At 41.0% G+C, this 15,161-nt stretch carries 15 protein-coding genes; 2 read left to right on the top strand and 13 right to left on the bottom strand.

The genetic code is table 11. From position 1 onward, the window contains the following. Nucleotides 1-111: 111 nt before the first annotated feature. On the bottom strand, nt 112-1,167 hold the full coding sequence (locus IIB39_04635) for an LD-carboxypeptidase (protein MCH8927988.1): 1,056 nt from the start codon (nt 1,165-1,167) through the stop codon (nt 112-114). A 154-nt stretch (nt 1,168-1,321) separates the two neighbouring features. Here IIB39_04635 and IIB39_04630 point away from each other — a divergent pair, with 154 nt between their 5' ends. Then, nucleotides 1,322-2,023 (top strand): SDR family oxidoreductase, encoded by a 702-nt coding sequence (locus tag IIB39_04630; GenBank protein MCH8927987.1) that lies wholly within the window; start codon nt 1,322-1,324, stop codon nt 2,021-2,023. A gap of 1 nt (nt 2,024) precedes the next feature. Here the strand turns inward: IIB39_04630 and IIB39_04625 are convergent, their stop codons facing one another. Both IIB39_04625 and IIB39_04620 read right to left on the bottom strand, forming a co-directional pair. Further along, nucleotides 2,025-2,246 carry a hypothetical protein gene (locus IIB39_04625; protein MCH8927986.1) on the bottom strand — a complete coding sequence of 74 codons (222 nt, stop codon included), beginning with the start codon at nt 2,244-2,246 and terminating at the stop codon, nt 2,025-2,027. A 32-nt stretch (nt 2,247-2,278) separates the two neighbouring features. After that, nucleotides 2,279-2,416 (bottom strand): hypothetical protein, encoded by a 138-nt coding sequence (locus IIB39_04620; GenBank protein MCH8927985.1) that lies wholly within the window; start codon nt 2,414-2,416, stop codon nt 2,279-2,281. A gap of 206 nt (nt 2,417-2,622) precedes the next feature. Here IIB39_04620 and IIB39_04615 point away from each other — a divergent pair, with 206 nt between their 5' ends. Next, nucleotides 2,623-2,841 (top strand): hypothetical protein, encoded by a 219-nt coding sequence (locus tag IIB39_04615; protein MCH8927984.1) that lies wholly within the window; start codon nt 2,623-2,625, stop codon nt 2,839-2,841. Nucleotides 2,842-2,847: 6 nt separating this feature from the next. Here the strand turns inward: IIB39_04615 and IIB39_04610 are convergent, their stop codons facing one another. The 10 genes from IIB39_04610 to IIB39_04565 all read right to left on the bottom strand — a co-directional run bounded on the left by IIB39_04610 (nt 2,848) and on the right by IIB39_04565 (nt 15,158). Beyond that, nucleotides 2,848-3,465: a 1-acyl-sn-glycerol-3-phosphate acyltransferase gene (locus IIB39_04610; protein ID MCH8927983.1), complete on the bottom strand. Its 618-nt coding sequence runs from the start codon at nt 3,463-3,465 to the stop codon at nt 2,848-2,850. Between the two features lie 77 nt (nt 3,466-3,542). Next, nucleotides 3,543-4,799: a ribonuclease H-like domain-containing protein gene (locus IIB39_04605; protein ID MCH8927982.1), complete on the bottom strand. Its 1,257-nt coding sequence runs from the start codon at nt 4,797-4,799 to the stop codon at nt 3,543-3,545. A gap of 50 nt (nt 4,800-4,849) precedes the next feature. After that, nucleotides 4,850-5,524, bottom strand: coding sequence for a YIP1 family protein (locus IIB39_04600; GenBank protein ID MCH8927981.1), 675 nt, complete (start codon nt 5,522-5,524; stop codon nt 4,850-4,852). A 35-nt stretch (nt 5,525-5,559) separates the two neighbouring features. Continuing rightward, complete coding sequence (locus IIB39_04595) at nt 5,560-7,854, bottom strand: DEAD/DEAH box helicase (GenBank protein MCH8927980.1); 2,295 nt, start codon at nt 7,852-7,854, stop codon at nt 5,560-5,562. Between the two features lie 81 nt (nt 7,855-7,935). Continuing rightward, complete coding sequence (locus IIB39_04590) at nt 7,936-8,832, bottom strand: glycosyltransferase family 2 protein (GenBank protein ID MCH8927979.1); 897 nt, start codon at nt 8,830-8,832, stop codon at nt 7,936-7,938. Then, complete coding sequence (locus tag IIB39_04585) at nt 8,829-9,899, bottom strand: aminopeptidase P family protein (protein ID MCH8927978.1); 1,071 nt, start codon at nt 9,897-9,899, stop codon at nt 8,829-8,831. The genes IIB39_04590 and IIB39_04585 overlap by 4 nt, the downstream gene beginning before the upstream one ends. 5 nt (nt 9,900-9,904) lie before the next feature. Beyond that, the gene (locus IIB39_04580) at nt 9,905-12,703 is read right to left on the bottom strand and encodes a tetratricopeptide repeat protein (GenBank protein MCH8927977.1); all 2,799 of its coding nucleotides are present in this window, start codon (nt 12,701-12,703) and stop codon (nt 9,905-9,907) included. 25 nt (nt 12,704-12,728) lie between these two features. Continuing rightward, complete coding sequence (locus IIB39_04575; protein MCH8927976.1) at nt 12,729-14,243, bottom strand: acyl-CoA carboxylase subunit beta; 1,515 nt, start codon at nt 14,241-14,243, stop codon at nt 12,729-12,731. A 43-nt stretch (nt 14,244-14,286) separates the two neighbouring features. Further along, nucleotides 14,287-14,694, bottom strand: a complete 408-nt coding sequence (locus IIB39_04570; GenBank protein ID MCH8927975.1) for a cobalamin B12-binding domain-containing protein — start codon at nt 14,692-14,694, stop codon at nt 14,287-14,289. 8 nt (nt 14,695-14,702) lie between these two features. After that, the gene (locus IIB39_04565; protein MCH8927974.1) at nt 14,703-15,158 is read right to left on the bottom strand and encodes a D-tyrosyl-tRNA(Tyr) deacylase; all 456 of its coding nucleotides are present in this window, start codon (nt 15,156-15,158) and stop codon (nt 14,703-14,705) included. Nucleotides 15,159-15,161 lie beyond the last annotated feature (3 nt).

Below are 15,161 nucleotides of genomic sequence, written 5' to 3'. Positions count from 1 at the left end.
TCAATTTGAGTATGTTATGGCATAAATAGATTTATTAATGTTGATTAAGATAAGAAACTTCGGAATCATATCCAATAGTTCGGTGATTCTTACTCTCCAATTCGATTACTGTTAAAAAACCGCAGGTTCCAAAAGCTCTATCGTGCCTTTATCAGCGTCCATCAGAGCGTTTAGACCTATGGGTATGGTAAATATTCGGTCAATATGACCGATCATCGCGCCTGAATATACAGGGATTTTTAGAGGAATAAATATCTCATCGAATACTTTTTCAAGGGAAAGAGAAAGAGTGGTTTTAGACGGATCGCATTTTACACACTTTCCGAAGATAATACCTGACAACCTATCAAATACTCCGGCAAGTTTGAGCTGAACAAGCATCCTGTCTATATGGTATATTTTCTCACCTACTTCTTCCAAAAATAGAATGCTGCCATCCCAATCCGGTAAGTAACCGGAGCCGACCATTGAGCTTATAACTGTCAAATTACCTCCAGCCAATTTCCCCCGCGCAGTTCCGCTATTTATAGTTCTTATTAAATGATTGTGGTTGATGGAACCGTCGGGTTTCAACAACGGATTTTCTAAAGTCGGGGATTTTGCTTCGAAAAGAATTTCTTTTAGCCAGCTGGTTGTAAACTTTCCATACTTTGAGGTAGCGACCGGACCGTAAAAAGTTATCATACCGGTCTTGGCGTAAATCGCTAAAAGGAGGGATGTTACATCACTGAATCCAATAATTATTTTCGGGTTTTGAATCACAGCATCATAATCAATTAAGTTCAATATCCTGTTGCTACCCCAACCACCTCTCATCGCCATAATAGCATTTACTGATTCGTCACGAATCATAGCGTTGAAATCATCCGCTCTTTCACTGTCGCTACCTGCCAAATAACCGTGTCTGCTGAGAACATGATTACCAAACTTCACTTTTAACCCGAGAGCCGAAAGTGATTGCCTTACTTCGATCAAATCATTTTTATGAAAAGTGGGACCGGCAGGGCTTACCACTCCTATGGTGTCTCCTATTTTCAGCCTCGGCGGTTTGAAAATTGACGAATTGAATTCAAATTGAAATGGATTAATAGGCAAATAAAGAGCGACTGTACCAAGACCCGCTAATTTAATAAAATCACGTCTATTTTTTTTATTTTCTTCTCGCATACTATTAATATATTTAAGGATATCTGATTTAATGCAAGTTTAGTTCAGAGCATTTATACGGTCAAGACATTTCAGTAATGCCGATTGGATAAATTGTCCTAAATAATTACATTCTTTTGGTAAAATTTATACACGAATAATAAAAGGGTTATTAATGGATAAGAAAATTGCGGTCGTAACCGGCGGAAATAGAGGAATCGGATTCCAAGTTTGCCGTGACATTGCCAAGAAAGGCTTTAAAGTTCTTCTCACCGCCCGGAATAGCGAAAAGGGCATGGAATCCGCGGAAATATTACAGAGTGAAGGATTAGACGTTACTTTTTATGAGCTTGATGTGAGCTCTGCCGAAAGCATTGATACTTTTTATAACCGCGTCGCAGAGGAATTCGGCAGGATTGATGTATTGGTTAATAACGCCGCTATTATTCCTGATGCGCGTAGTTCGGGATTATCGTTAGAAATTCAGGAATTGCAGGTTAGCCTTGAAACTAATGTTTACGGCATTATTCTACTTTCACAAAAGATTATTACGCTTATGATAAAAAATAATTACGGCAGGATAATAAATATGTCCAGCGGAATGGGACAATTTGCCGATATGGGAAGCGGATACCTTGCATACAGAATTTCCAAGACAGCCGTAAATACTATTACAAAAGTGCTTGCGAACGAAACCGACTCCCATAATATTCAGATAAATTCGGTTGATCCGGGTTGGGTGAAGACAGAGATGGGAGGTGCCGGCGCTTCTTTATCGGTTGAAGAAGGCGCAGATACGATAGTGTGGCTGTCTACGCAACCTGACGACAGCCCAACGGGTATGTTCTATAAAAAGAGAAAAATTATTCCCTGGTAAACTAAATCAGACTTGCCCTTAGTATCGCCCCCCAAAAGCATATATTGGAAATTCCAAAATATGTTATACTTTTTCTTATGCTGGCATATTTCTTTACGCTAATTCTTGAAAGCACATGAATTTGAGTGGCAAAATCTCTCGCTAATGCTTTACTGTCGCCAAACCGCACCTGATCCTGTAGCTCGTCATGAGCGTTCATCAACAATCTTATTTTATTGTCCATCTATTTTAGTTCTAAAAAATAATTAACTGCGATTATTCTCCTGAACCGCTTTCTGATTCAAAATGTTCGACTAATTTGCGGATATTTTTGTTAATCTTCAGCGTGTGCCAGTAAATACCCATTACGAAGATGAGATTTACCCAAAATAGCGTAATCACGTAATTACTCATAACAGTCTCCTGATTAATTTTAGACATTGAACCGTGTTAAGATATTGTTTTTTTTACGATAAGTCAAGATTACTCTTCTGATTTGAATATCGGGTTATCTTATTTCAGATAAAAGTCTCACCGCTAATATTGATTTTTTTCTGTTTATGAAGTATTTTACGCCAAGGAATTAAAGAGTATAAACCCTTTAACAGACGGAACAGAAATTGACTCCTGTAGCGGATAGTGAGCATAACAGAGCATACCTGGTGGTGTGTCCCCATCCTGAAGATTGCGATTTCGGATGCGCGCCGGTAGACGGTCAGTATCTTATATCACAATCTCAATGGGAAATAATCAAGACAGACGATAAAAGCAGAGAAAAATTTAAATCTCTGTCAGCAATAGCATTCGGAAAAATTAAGACACTGAGTCTGGCAGAATAATTCTATTTAGTCTATTAGTTCTTTAACCGCATTTTGGCATTTTTCTTTTAGTTCATAAGTTCCAAGCGAACGAAAATCCTGCTCCGCAATACATTTCCCGAATCTTAAGGTTATCTTACCGGGAGAAATTAACCATGAGCCTCTACGGTTAATATCAAGCGCTCCCATAATGGCAACAGGAACTATGTCCCTTCCTCCATCTTTTGCAAGAATAAATGAACCCCTTTTGAAGTTCGCAACTTTACCGTCCAATGTTCTGTGACCTTCGGGCAATATCACAATCGAAACGCCTTTATGCAGGTACTCTGCCGCTCTTCTCAGGCTTTTCATTGCGCTGTTGGCGTTTACTCGATTGATAGGTATATGTCCCATTCTGGAAAGTGTCCATCCGTAAAAAGGCCACTTAAAATGACTTGCCAGCTCAACTCCGCGTACAAATGTGGGGATATATCCATACAACAAAAGAGGATCAAAAATATTTACATGATTCGCCATGAATAAATATGTGCCGAATCGGTTTAATTCTTCCTTAAAATCCACACTGACCCGAATACCCATCAACAGTAATAGTTTTCTCGCCATCCATTTCAGAATCGGATCATAGGATTTTTTCGGTAGAAACATCAGCACGTTTGCCATAATCAACAATAATAACAATAGGGACAGCCCCCAAATCCACATAAAAAGTGACAAAATAATCTTCACTTAGCGGTTTTTCTTTCTAATTTTTTATTTAGCCTGTCAATACGATGTTCGAGCGCAAATATGTCTTTATTGCGTCGTCGGGAGATTTTTCCTAACGCATTTGTGGAATACTTCAAAGCTGCTTCACTGTTTTTTTCTTTATGTTCGTAATACATCGCTAATTCTACAAATGGTTGTAAGGTAAATGGATTATCCTCTGTGATCAAATCTTTCCATATACCTACCGCTTCTGTCCAGCGTTCATTTCTCTTATGAATCATCGATAAACGAATCAACGAATCAATCCTGTATCTATCATTCAAGTTGGGGGATGCCTTTTCCAGGCAGGCTAAAGCCATAGTCCATTCGCGGTTTCGCTCGAAATATTTTCCCATCTGGTATAAGTCAAGCGGCTTCATCCCTTTTTCCTTCGTAGGATCAGCAAAGTATCGGTACTCGCTATGAAGTAAACCCACCATAGATACCACATCCTTTTCATTGTGATAAAATACCTTATAAAGTTTATCGGCGTTTCCAAACTGAAGATAATCAAAATATATTCCGGGAATTAATGAGCCGGGTATATCATCTTCTGCCCTCTGAAACCCCAGAACCTCATTCTCTAAGGTTCCGAGTCGGCAATCGGAAAGGCGCAAACCCCAGATCCGACGTGCCGGGTGAAGAAGATCTACGTCTCTCAGCCTGCTGAACGCGGGATCAATTCTATTCAATATCATCCGTGTCTCCAATAGCGGGAGGTCAAAACTTCTTCCATTAAACGTCACTATCGTATCAAAATTCGTCACCTTTTCAGCTAACAAATTGAGCATAGCCGCTTCCTCGTTATAGTCCCTCATAAAGAACTGCTCGACTACATATTTATTTTCGTAGAAATACCCTATGCCTATCAAAAATGCGGCACTGCCGACGCCGCCGGCGAGTCCGGTAGTTTCCGTATCAAGAAACAGGATTCGGTTTAACTCAAATTTTACTTTCGTGGAACCCGTAGATAGAATTCTTAGATCCTCGCCTTCAAGATCAGTTATCTCTGCAAGAGAATATTTTCCGTGCTGATGATCCATATCGTATGTATGGCGGGCAATAAAAATCTCACACTCAGCGGTTGGAATAAATGAACCGGTAACATATTTGGATATATCGTCTTTTGGTGAAAGTGACTTGGATTTCTTTTGTGAGGATTCGATCTTCTTGCTGGGAGAAGTGTCATTTTGCCTCTCACCGTATCGTAATTCAAGCCTGTCGCGCAGATCCATAAATCTCTTTATTTCTGTTAATACGGATTTTACCCATTATTCTACACTGATTATATCAGAGCCGATAAGAATAATAACCCCATTGGTATTAGAAAAGGAAGCAATACAGCAGCTAAGGCTCTCCGTGAGGAAATAGAATATACCTCCCTCAATCCGATTACTTCTAAAGCGAGTTTCCATATTACGCCCACTATAATGCCGATTAACGGGACAATCACAAGGAGATTAGCGCCGCTGCCGTAGCCAATTACTCTGAATGTTGTTTCGAAGTCACTTTTCTTCACACCCAAAAGCAACAATGATAAATGTAGCATACCGGTATTTATTAATAGCGCTAATGGAATTATAAGAGGTGATAATAATGCGAATACGATATAAAACTCATCGCTCTGGTCGGCAGATTGTAATTCTTCTTCAATAAATCCTATGGAAGGGAGGAGAAGCTGCCAGGCGAGGTCGATCAGGGTTCCCGCAAGTCCGCATATTAGCGCATAAATTAATGGGTTAAAAAACCCGCCCTTTTCGGGAAGTCTGCGAAAAAAACTGGTTGGTTTCGTCATTGAAAGCATAAAGGTGGCGCTGAACGCATCCACATTACCCAGTGAGCTCCTATTCTCCCATGGAATAGATTTATCAGGAATCTCAAACTCGGAATCACAATGCGGACAGACTCCTGCCTCCACATTAGTTATATCCTTGCCACAATTTCCACAGCTGTAATCCATTAGTTTACCTCAAATATCTGTTTATTCACCAATTCTTATTTACTACCTAACAATGCTTTAAGCAGCTCCTGTGCCGCTTCTTTACCGCGCATACCGATCTCATTCATCGGACCAACGCACGACGGGCATCCATCAAGACATTGACACCTTTCAATATGCTTCGCTGATTTCAACAGTAGGTCTGAATGCTCATGGAATAATACGGGGCTGAAGCCGATTCCACCCGGATGATTATCATATAAATATATTGCCGGTTCAAAAACGGCTATCTTCTCAAGATTCAGCCGTTCTTTCTCTTCAAGATTTTTTGTTACTCGAATTTTATTTGAATGTTTATTCACGAACCACTCAGAAGAACGGTCTCCTACACTGACTCCTAAATCACTGCTGTCACACATTAGAATTAATGCGGCTATATTGACCAGCACGTTTCCGATACTCATAATTCCATCGATGATTTCTGCTCTTGAAAAATCAAGTTTATCGGTGACCTCTTCTTTGACGGTGAACCAATAAGCAGTTGTTTGAATTTTGCGGATTGGTAAATCCAAATCCTCCTCACCGAGATTTTCGCCCGTATAAAATTTCACCTTTTTAAATCCGGTCGTTTCTGAAATCAATTCTATTTCACCGTGCTCTACCGGTGAAGAACCGTACATAGCCACATCGAAGCTGCCCAGTACGTTTACATTCGTTTGTGATATAGCAATAGTATAATAATCTTCTCCGGATTGCCGGACCGTTGCTCTTCCCTTTTCAAGATCCAGTTCTTCCACAAGATATCTGTTCCCCTCATGCAGATATACCGCATTCTTAAATAACGTCCTGTGAGCCGCGCTGTTATCCACCTCGGCAATAACTTTTTCATTTTCCGTTTTATCAACGACTAAAATATTATGAGAACCGATATTCCTAAGGCTGATTCCTGCGGCAGGGTATTTATCCTGAATGAAATGATATTTTTCTCCTGATTTATGAAGTATCCCTTTTTCTTCTAAATATTGAAGAATATCCGCTAAGTTTTCGTTCCCGAATTTTTCAGACGAATTAATTGGCAGTTCGAACGCGGCGCATATCAGGTGATCTACCAAAATATGGAGATTATCGGGATTAACCAATCCATGTTCGGGCGATCTTCCGAAAAAGTAATCCGGGAAATTAATTATGAATTGGTCTATCGGGCTGCTGCGAGCCACAAGGATTACAACCGAATTTCCGCTCCTCCTCCCAACTCGTCCCGCCTGCTGCCATGTACTTGCGATTGAGCCGGGATAACCCGCTATGACACAGGCGTCAAGACCTCCAATGTCAATGCCGAGTTCTAAAGCGTTTGTGGCTATTACGCCTGTTATAGACCCTTCTCTAAGTCCTTTTTCGATAGCTCTCCGTGTTGAGGGAAGGTATCCTCCTCTATAACCCTTAACAAAATCATCTGAATCATTTAGTCCCGCAAAGTCTTCCCGCAAATATTTCAGTATTATTTCCACATTCATTCGGCTCGTGGCGAACACAAGCGTCTGAATCATATTCTTTAAGAAAAACCGCGCGATAGTTCTGGCAGTTCGCAAATAATTTGCTCTTATCCCTAATTCAGGATTAACAATAGGAGGATTGAAAAAAATAATTTCTTTTTCAGAGGAAGGGGCTCCATTGTTATCAACGAGCTCCACATCCTCATCAACGATATTCTGAGCAAGTTCCTGAGGATTTGCTATGGTTGCCGAACAGCAGATATATTGTGGTGAAGCGGAATAGAATTTTGAAATCCTTTTCAATCTCCGCAACAAATTCGCGAAATGACTACCGAATACTCCCCTGTAAATGTGCAATTCATCGATCACAATATATTTAAGTTCCGATAGAAATGTCGCCCACCGGGTATGATGAGGCAAAATGCCTAAATGAAGCATATCAGGATTGGTAATAAGGATTTTTGCCTTTTCCCGTATTTGTGAGCGTTTATCGCTGGACGTATCTCCGTCGTATGTGTAAGCGTCAATCGGTTTTGCGATTTTTTCTTCCCAGCGAGCCAGCTCCATAAGCTGATCCTGAGCTAACGCCTTTGTAGGAAATAGATATAGCGCTCTTCCCCCGTCTGACAAAATTTCGCTTAAAACAGGCAAATTGTAACACAACGTCTTACCTGATGCCGTGGGGGTTACCACAACCACATTCTTGCCCATCAGCGTATGCGTTATAGCTTCAGATTGATGAGAATAAAGTCGCTCGATTCCACGCTCTTTCAGGGTGTCCAGGATTATTTGATTGAGACCTTCGGGAGTATCAGAATATTTCGCATCCACAGCAGCTATATTCTTCCGCATTGTCATCTGAGCAGCATTTTCGGGTGACTCGGTCCATAGATCAATTACTTCTCTTATTTGTGCCGAATCCGGTATAATGACATCCATTTACCTAATCCTTAAAACAGATAGAACATTTTGGAGCAATATCCTGGGCAGTGCGGATAAAAACAGTATAAGTCCCATTAGCTGATTCATCGGCCGCTGCATAGGTTTTCTGAAATGTTTTTCAAAATAAAGGTAAAACCCGACGTGTGATTGCAATATCATTCTTGAGCGCATCTGTTTTACGCTGCCTCCAAGAACGTGTATCACTTTTGCTTCGGGAGTAAAAACAATCTCCCACCCTTTTTGAATTATACGTTTACACCAATCCACATCGTTGAAAAACATTACGAATTGCTCGTCCATAACACCTACCTCATCCAATACTTTTCGCTTCAATAATACACAAGCGGTCATAGGCTGGTCAACCTTTTTGCGATAAGTGTGATTAAAATCCCCCATCTTCCACCCGTTTATGGATTTATTTTTTGGGAATAACATCGTGAGACCGAGAGCTTCGTTTATAACGCTCCAGTAGCCGGGAAACCTTCTGCATGAGGGCTGAATCTGACCATTTGGATACAGAAATTGAGGTGCCGCCATTCCGATTTTCGGATCCTCTTCCAAAACTTTCATTAAATTTTTCAGACTATCCGGTTGCATAACTACATCAGGATGAAGCAGAAGAATTTGTTTCCCTGACGAAATTTCAAGCCCCTGATTAATTCCTCTCGCATACCCTCTATTAATTTCATTCTTGATGAGTTTTATATCAATATTCTCCGGGATTGGAGAATTGATGATTTTTTCTATTAAAGACAGAGTATTATCAGAAGAATTATTCTCAATGAAAATCAGTTCTGTTTTTAACCCGAGTAGTTCTTTAAGAAGGGATTGAACGCATTCTTCGATATATAAGGAAGAGTTATATGTAAGAATCAGAACTGAAAGATCAATCATCCTACGGAGATGAACTCCTTGGTGGATTTTGTAAGATTAATGCAGCCATCTTTGTTGAGCACGATATCGTCTTCAATCCGCACCCCGCCGAAATCGGGTATATAAATTCCCGGCTCAATCGTCACCACCATATTGGATAGTAATTTTTCTTTGTTCGCCTCAGAAACTCTCGGCCAGCTGTGAACATTCAATCCTAACCCATGCCCAAGTGCGTGGCCGAAATAATCGCCGTATTCCTGACCATTAATATAACCCCGTGCCACTGAGTCAAGCTCCAAACCGGTAATCCCGTCTTTCGCGGCTTTTATGGCGGCTTCTTGAGCCCCAAGAACAGCATCATAGACCTGACGTTGTTTTTCCGTCGGATCACCTACGACAATTGTTCGCGTCATATCACCGGCATAGCCGGCGGTAGTAGCCCCGAAATCAATTACGATTAGATCACCTTCTTCGATCTTTTTACTCGTAGATATTCCGTGAGGCAAGGCAGAACGCCGTCCGCTGGCGATTATAGGTTCAAATGGATCTGCTTCGGAACCTCTCATTTTAACCTGATAAGAAATTTCCGCGGATATATCCATTTCTGTAATACCGGGCTTGATAATTTTTAATATCCTGAGAAATACATTGTCAATTATATTGCAAGCATTAGATATGTTTTTTATTTCATCTTTATCTTTTACCGCAGCAATACGTTCCACAATCAATTTGGTTTCTATCCATTCAACATCAGGGAAATTTTCTTTCAATATTGACAGTTCCGATACGGAAAGATGATCCGCTTCGAAACCAATTCGTACTTTTCCCTTTAGTGTATCAACTGTTTTTAAACATTCGAGCATATTTTGTTTAATTACATGCTCGTACTCCTGCACCTGAGATTTTATTTGTTCTTTATATCTAAAGTCGGTGAGGAAATATGACTTACTTTTTGAAATAATTGCCTGACCTGCGGAACCGCTGAATCCTGTCGCATAACGAACGTTCATCAAACCGGTTACGTAAAAGTTGTCAAGACCGGCATCCTCAAGAGAGGTTAATATTTTTTCTATCCGATTATTTATCACTGTTCTTACCTGTTTTTTTCTTCTATTTTTTCCTTAATTTCCTCTCTCATTGATGAAATTTTATCAGGGTCTTTTCCATTATTTTCAAGCAAATCTAAAACAGAAAGCGCTTCTGTATATTGCCCTTGATTAGTATAAATCTCAGCGAGTGTAAACGTTGCAAGATCATTACTGAGTTTTACCCCTCCGATAGATGCGGATTTTGACTCTTCGGCATCATCTTCCTGCTTATCCGTATCATCACCGTCTGTTGTTACTACATCATCGAAGATATTCTGAAGATCTCTGTCAACTTCTGTAGCTACGGATTCGGAATCTTTTGACACTGTTTTGTCCGCCACCACTGAATCTGTCTTGTTCTTGCTTGTCGTCTCGACAAAGTCGTCCCACTCTTTATCATTATCTTCAGATTTATCCGAATCACTTCCGTCTTGAGATTCCTCTTCACTAAATGGCACAGGCATAGGTTCGGTCAACGGCGGATCGACATTTTCAGATTTGGTTTCTCCTTTGTCTGCCTGTTCTTCAGCCCCGCTTGAGTTTTTTTCCAAAAACCACGCCTGAAGAGGTGATATTTCCTCTTCTTCATCCAAATTATATATATTATCAATTTTTTTCTGAAAATCTTCAGTTTCTTCTATTATAATTCCATCTGATTCTTCTTCCGGGTTTTCACTGTCTAAAGTTTCCACAGCAACATCCGGTTCGGATAATAATCCCTCAAAGGTATTTTTATTGATGTTATTTTCATCATCACTTCCGCCTGATGTCATTGACCCGGGTGTAACATCTTTATCTACCCAGGATTCATAATCAGAGGGTGTATCAAGCCCTGCTTCTTCAGTAGCCGTCTCTTCATCTAAAGGAATATTATGTTCTTCAGTACCGGAATCATCAATCATATTTTCTGTGGTTGTTTCCAAATTGTCGGTATTATCTGAATCATCATCAGAATCTAAAGGAATATTTAAAGCGTCCGCCCCTTCATCTTGACCTATAATATCGTTGCCTTCTTCCGCGTTCAATTCAGAAGATTCGTCTTGATCATCTAATTGTATATCCGCTAATGTTTCTTTTGAGAACGGCGGCAACTCGAAACCGCGTGAATCTTGGTCCACAATAGAATCACTGATCTTTTTATCTGCATCAGCTGTTTCATCATCTTCGGTCGAATCTCCTGATGTTGATTCACTTTCTTCTTCTTTGGAAGAATCCATATCAGGACTTTCTTCAGCAGCTGATGATTCTTCCGCCTCAGTATCTTCACTGCCGAACGGATCTTCTTCTTTATCGGTGGCCTCTGTCGTTGTTTCTTCTTCAGCTATTTCATCATCTGATTCTATTTCTTCGTTATTTTCTTCTTCAGGTAGTTCTTCGGCTTCTGTTTCATCGGCTTCTGCCGGTTCTTCTACTGTCTCGTCTTCAGGCTGTTCAGAGTCTTCAGCGACCTGTTCGGATTCTTCAGCCGAATCAGTCTCTTCTAAATTGTCATCTGAATCTTTTTCTTCCTCTTCGGTCGAGTCTTCTGAATCTGCTTCACTTTCTTCTTGGATCGAATCTATATCGGAACTTTCTGTATCATCAGAGTCAGATACTGAATCTTCAGAGTCTTCTTCAGCCTGTTCAACCTCACCGGCAGACTCCGACTCTTCCAAATTATCTTCTTCCTCAGCTGCTATATCCTCGGAATCTTCCGAACTTTCTTCCCCTGTTTGTTCCTCCTCTGATTCTTCAGTTCCAAACGGTTCTTCTTCCTGATCGGAGGATTCAGTAGTTGTTTCTTCATCCACTGTTTCATCATCTGAATCTATTTCTTCCACTACCGGCTCTTCTACTGTCTCATCTTCAGGTTGCTCGGAATCTTCTTCGGTCTCTTCTAATTTATCTTCTTCCTCAGCTGCCTCATCCTCAGAATCTTCCGTACTCTCTTCCCCGGTCTGTTCCTCCTCCGATTCTTCATCTTCAGATTGTTTCTCATCGGCTTCATCTGCTCCGCCAACCCCAAAGGGATTGTCCTCCTCTGATTCTTCAATCCCAGATTCAGATGATTCTTCGGGTTCCGAAGTATCCGAATCAGTTTCATTATCAGGTTCATCAGGCTCTATTTGGACTCCAAATTTGTCAGAATCTTCGGAATCCGTCATACCGGTATCTTCAGATGAAGTTTCACCGGATTCAGCTGACTCAACCTCCTCAGTCTCCCCAGCCGAATCCAAATCGAATGAACCTTCTTCGTCACTCACCTCTTCTATCTCTATTTCAGTTTTTGCATCTTCTCCACCCAACGGAATATTCGCGGGTTCGGTGTAGGCTTCCGAGCTGATTAGACTCTCTTCAGGATCAGCCGTTGTAAGCGTGAATTGATTTAAAACTTTTTTTGAAAAATCGGACTTAAATGAAGCATCGCTTCCCTTCTCACCAACTTCTGCCGCAGCCCGACTGTCCAAAGGATTCAGGCGATTTAATAGAGCATATATATCCTTTACGGTCGCTTCATCTCTATCATCTGTGCTTATTGTTACGAGACGATGATATGCGGCAGTATATGAAGGGTCAGCTTGAATCGTTTCTTCGTACAGGTTTTGCGCCTTTTCGTTGTCACCTTCCTTAAACGCTATCTCTCCTAACAGAAACATTGCGGTGGCGTTATCGGAATTAGATTCGAGAAACTCAGTCAGCGTTTGATGGGCGCCTTCTAAGTTATCAGTAGAAATATACCTCTCTGCGAGTCTTAGTCCGAGGACAGTATTTAAATGTTCGTCGAGATATTTTTCTAAAAAGACCTGATCATCTTGAAAACTCATAGTTGCTCCAAAATTTTAACTCCGCTTACAGCGGAATATTTCCGTGCTTCCTCTTCGGATTAGAATCTACCTTATTTTCTAATATTTCTAAAGAGCTTATTAACTTTTGCCTTGTTTTATGCGGAAGAATTATTTCATCTATAAATCCCCGTTCAGCAGCTAAATAAGGATTAACAAATTTTTCCTTATATTCAGCTTCTAATTTTTGTTCTTCTTTTTCAGGATCATCCGCATCGGCAATTTCTTTTTTGAAAATAATTTCTGTGGCGCCTCTTGGACCCATAACCGAAATTTCAGCTGTAGGCCACGCAAAATTAAAATCGCCTCTAATATGTTTCGAATTCATTACATCGTACGCTCCGCCATACGCTTTACGGGTGATGACGGTTATCTTCGGGACTGTCGCCTCGCTGAACGCATACAGTAATTTTGCTCCGTGTTTAATGATTCCTCTCCACTCCTCGTTAGTTCCGGGGAGAAATCCCGGTACATCTTCAAATACGATGAGCGGAATATTGAATGCGTCGCAAAAACGTACAAACCGGGCTGCCTTTATTGAGGAGTTGGAATCAAGAACACCGGCTAAATGCGCAGGCTGATTTGCAACTATGCCAATTGATTGCCCATTTAATCTTGCGAACCCGATAGAAATATTTTTGGCGTATTCACTTTGAACTTCAAAATAATCCGCATCATCTATTACCGATTTAATAACATCTTTCATATCGTATGGCTCTTCTGCTCTTTCGGGAATAATGGAATCAAGCTCCATATCGGCTCTGTCAATAGGGTCATCGGATTCTAATCTCGGCGGGTCTTCCATATTATTTTGAGGTAGGTAACTCAGTAATTTCTTCAGCGTAAGAAGGCAATCCGTATCATCTTCACATGTGAAATGACTGATTCCGCTTTTGGTGGCATGAGTGTCCGCTCCGCCGAGATCTTCGGCGCTTATCTCCTCATGCGTTACGGTTTTGACTACATTAGGGCCGGTAACGAACATATAGGAACTGTTTCTTACCATAAGTATAAAATCGGTAATAGCCGGAGAATATACCGCTCCACCGGCGCATGGACCCATTATCGCCGACAGCTGCGGAACTACGCCGGACATCATAGTGTTTCTTAGGAAAATATCCGCATATCCGCCAAGGCTAACGACCCCTTCCTGTATTCTTGCTCCCCCTGAATCGTTCAATCCGATTATCGGCGCTCCTACCTTCGCGGCAAGATCAATAATTTTGCAAATTTTCTCTGCGTGCCCTTCGGCAAGCGAACCGCCGAATACGGTAAAATCCTGGCTGTAAACAAAGACCAATCTACCATTGATCTTCCCGTAACCCGTGACAACTCCATCACCTAAATATCGCCTTTTTTCCAATCCGAAGTCATGTGAACGGTGCCTGACAAACATATCCATTTCATTAAAACTTCCTTCGTCAAGTAAAATATCCAAACGTTCACGGGCAGTCAGCTTCCCCTTGGCGTGCTGGGTTTTTACTCGCTCTTCACCACCGCCTTCCAAAGCCTGGGCAGTCATTTTATTTAATTTATCTATTTCAGTCTTTGTCAATTCCCCGCTCTTAAATATTTCGGTTCTTAGATACCCATTCTTTAATATAATCAACGCCTACCGCCAATGGAGTTCCCGGACCGAACAATTTACCTACACCTAATTTCTCTAATTCTTTCATATCTTTCCCCGGGATAATACCACCGCCCGTTAAGAGAACATCGTCAATTTTTTCCTGTTTCATCAGGTCAAGTACTTCCGGGAAGATCGTCATATGCGCTCCTGATAATATGCTGAGAGAAATTACATCTACATCTTCCTGTATCGCAGCGTTTACTATCATCTCAGGAGTTTGCCTCAGCCCTAAATATATTACTTCCATTCCGGCATCACGAAGCGCGCTCGCTATAACTTTCGCTCCGCGGTCATGACCGTCAAGTCCCGGTTTTGCTATTAGTACTCTTATCTTTTTCCCCACTTCTCTCCCTATGCTCTCGAAAATTTTTCCGTATCAAGAGTTATAGTTACAGGCCCGCTATTTATTAAATCCACATCCATCATCGCGCCGAACTCACCGACCTGAACATTGGTACCTGATTCTTGTAATTCAACAATATACTTGGAGTATAGCTCTTCCGCCATTTTCGGCTCCGCTGCCATTAGGTAATTCGGTCGCCTTCCCTTTTTATAATCGGCACAAAGAGTAAATTGCGAGATTACAAGTGCTTCCCCTTTCACATCCAATAATGAAAGATTCATTTTGTCATCTGCGTCATTGAATATCCGTAAGTTTTCGGTCTTATTGGCAAGAATTTTGGACTCTTTCTCTGTGTCATCCTGAAAGACTCCGAGTAGAATTACCAATCCCATACCAATTTCGCCTACTACACTGTCTTTTACCCTTACTTTGCCCCTGGTGACTCGTTGCAATAAAGCTATCATTTC

The organism is Candidatus Neomarinimicrobiota bacterium, from assembly GCA_022573815.1.
GTDB lineage: Bacteria > Fidelibacterota > SORT01 > SORT01 > SORT01 > JACZTG01.
Note: the sequence above shows the minus strand (reverse complement) of the source record. Positions and strands in the feature narration are given on the sequence as shown.

Excerpts from the sequence above, each read along its gene's own strand:
- IIB39_04610 (MCH8927983.1), bottom strand. The coding sequence starts at position 3,465 with ATGTTTCTACCGAAAAAATCCTATGATCCGATTCTGAAATGGATGGCG.
- IIB39_04635 (MCH8927988.1), bottom strand. The coding sequence starts at position 1,167 with ATGCGAGAAGAAAATAAAAAAAATAGACGTGATTTTATTAAATTAGCG.
- IIB39_04565 (MCH8927974.1), bottom strand. The coding sequence starts at position 15,158 with ATGATAGCTTTATTGCAACGAGTCACCAGGGGCAAAGTAAGGGTAAAA.
- IIB39_04620 (MCH8927985.1), bottom strand. The coding sequence starts at position 2,416 with ATGAGTAATTACGTGATTACGCTATTTTGGGTAAATCTCATCTTCGTA.
- IIB39_04575 (MCH8927976.1), bottom strand. The coding sequence starts at position 14,243 with ATGACTGCCCAGGCTTTGGAAGGCGGTGGTGAAGAGCGAGTAAAAACC.
- IIB39_04605 (MCH8927982.1), bottom strand. The coding sequence starts at position 4,799 with ATGGATCTGCGCGACAGGCTTGAATTACGATACGGTGAGAGGCAAAAT.
- IIB39_04630 (MCH8927987.1), top strand. The coding sequence starts at position 1,322 with ATGGATAAGAAAATTGCGGTCGTAACCGGCGGAAATAGAGGAATCGGA.
- IIB39_04595 (MCH8927980.1), bottom strand. The coding sequence starts at position 7,854 with ATGACAATGCGGAAGAATATAGCTGCTGTGGATGCGAAATATTCTGAT.
- IIB39_04580 (MCH8927977.1), bottom strand. The coding sequence starts at position 12,703 with ATGAGTTTTCAAGATGATCAGGTCTTTTTAGAAAAATATCTCGACGAA.
- IIB39_04590 (MCH8927979.1), bottom strand. The coding sequence starts at position 8,832 with ATGATTGATCTTTCAGTTCTGATTCTTACATATAACTCTTCCTTATAT.
- IIB39_04625 (MCH8927986.1), bottom strand. The coding sequence starts at position 2,246 with ATGGACAATAAAATAAGATTGTTGATGAACGCTCATGACGAGCTACAG.
- IIB39_04600 (MCH8927981.1), bottom strand. The coding sequence starts at position 5,524 with ATGGATTACAGCTGTGGAAATTGTGGCAAGGATATAACTAATGTGGAG.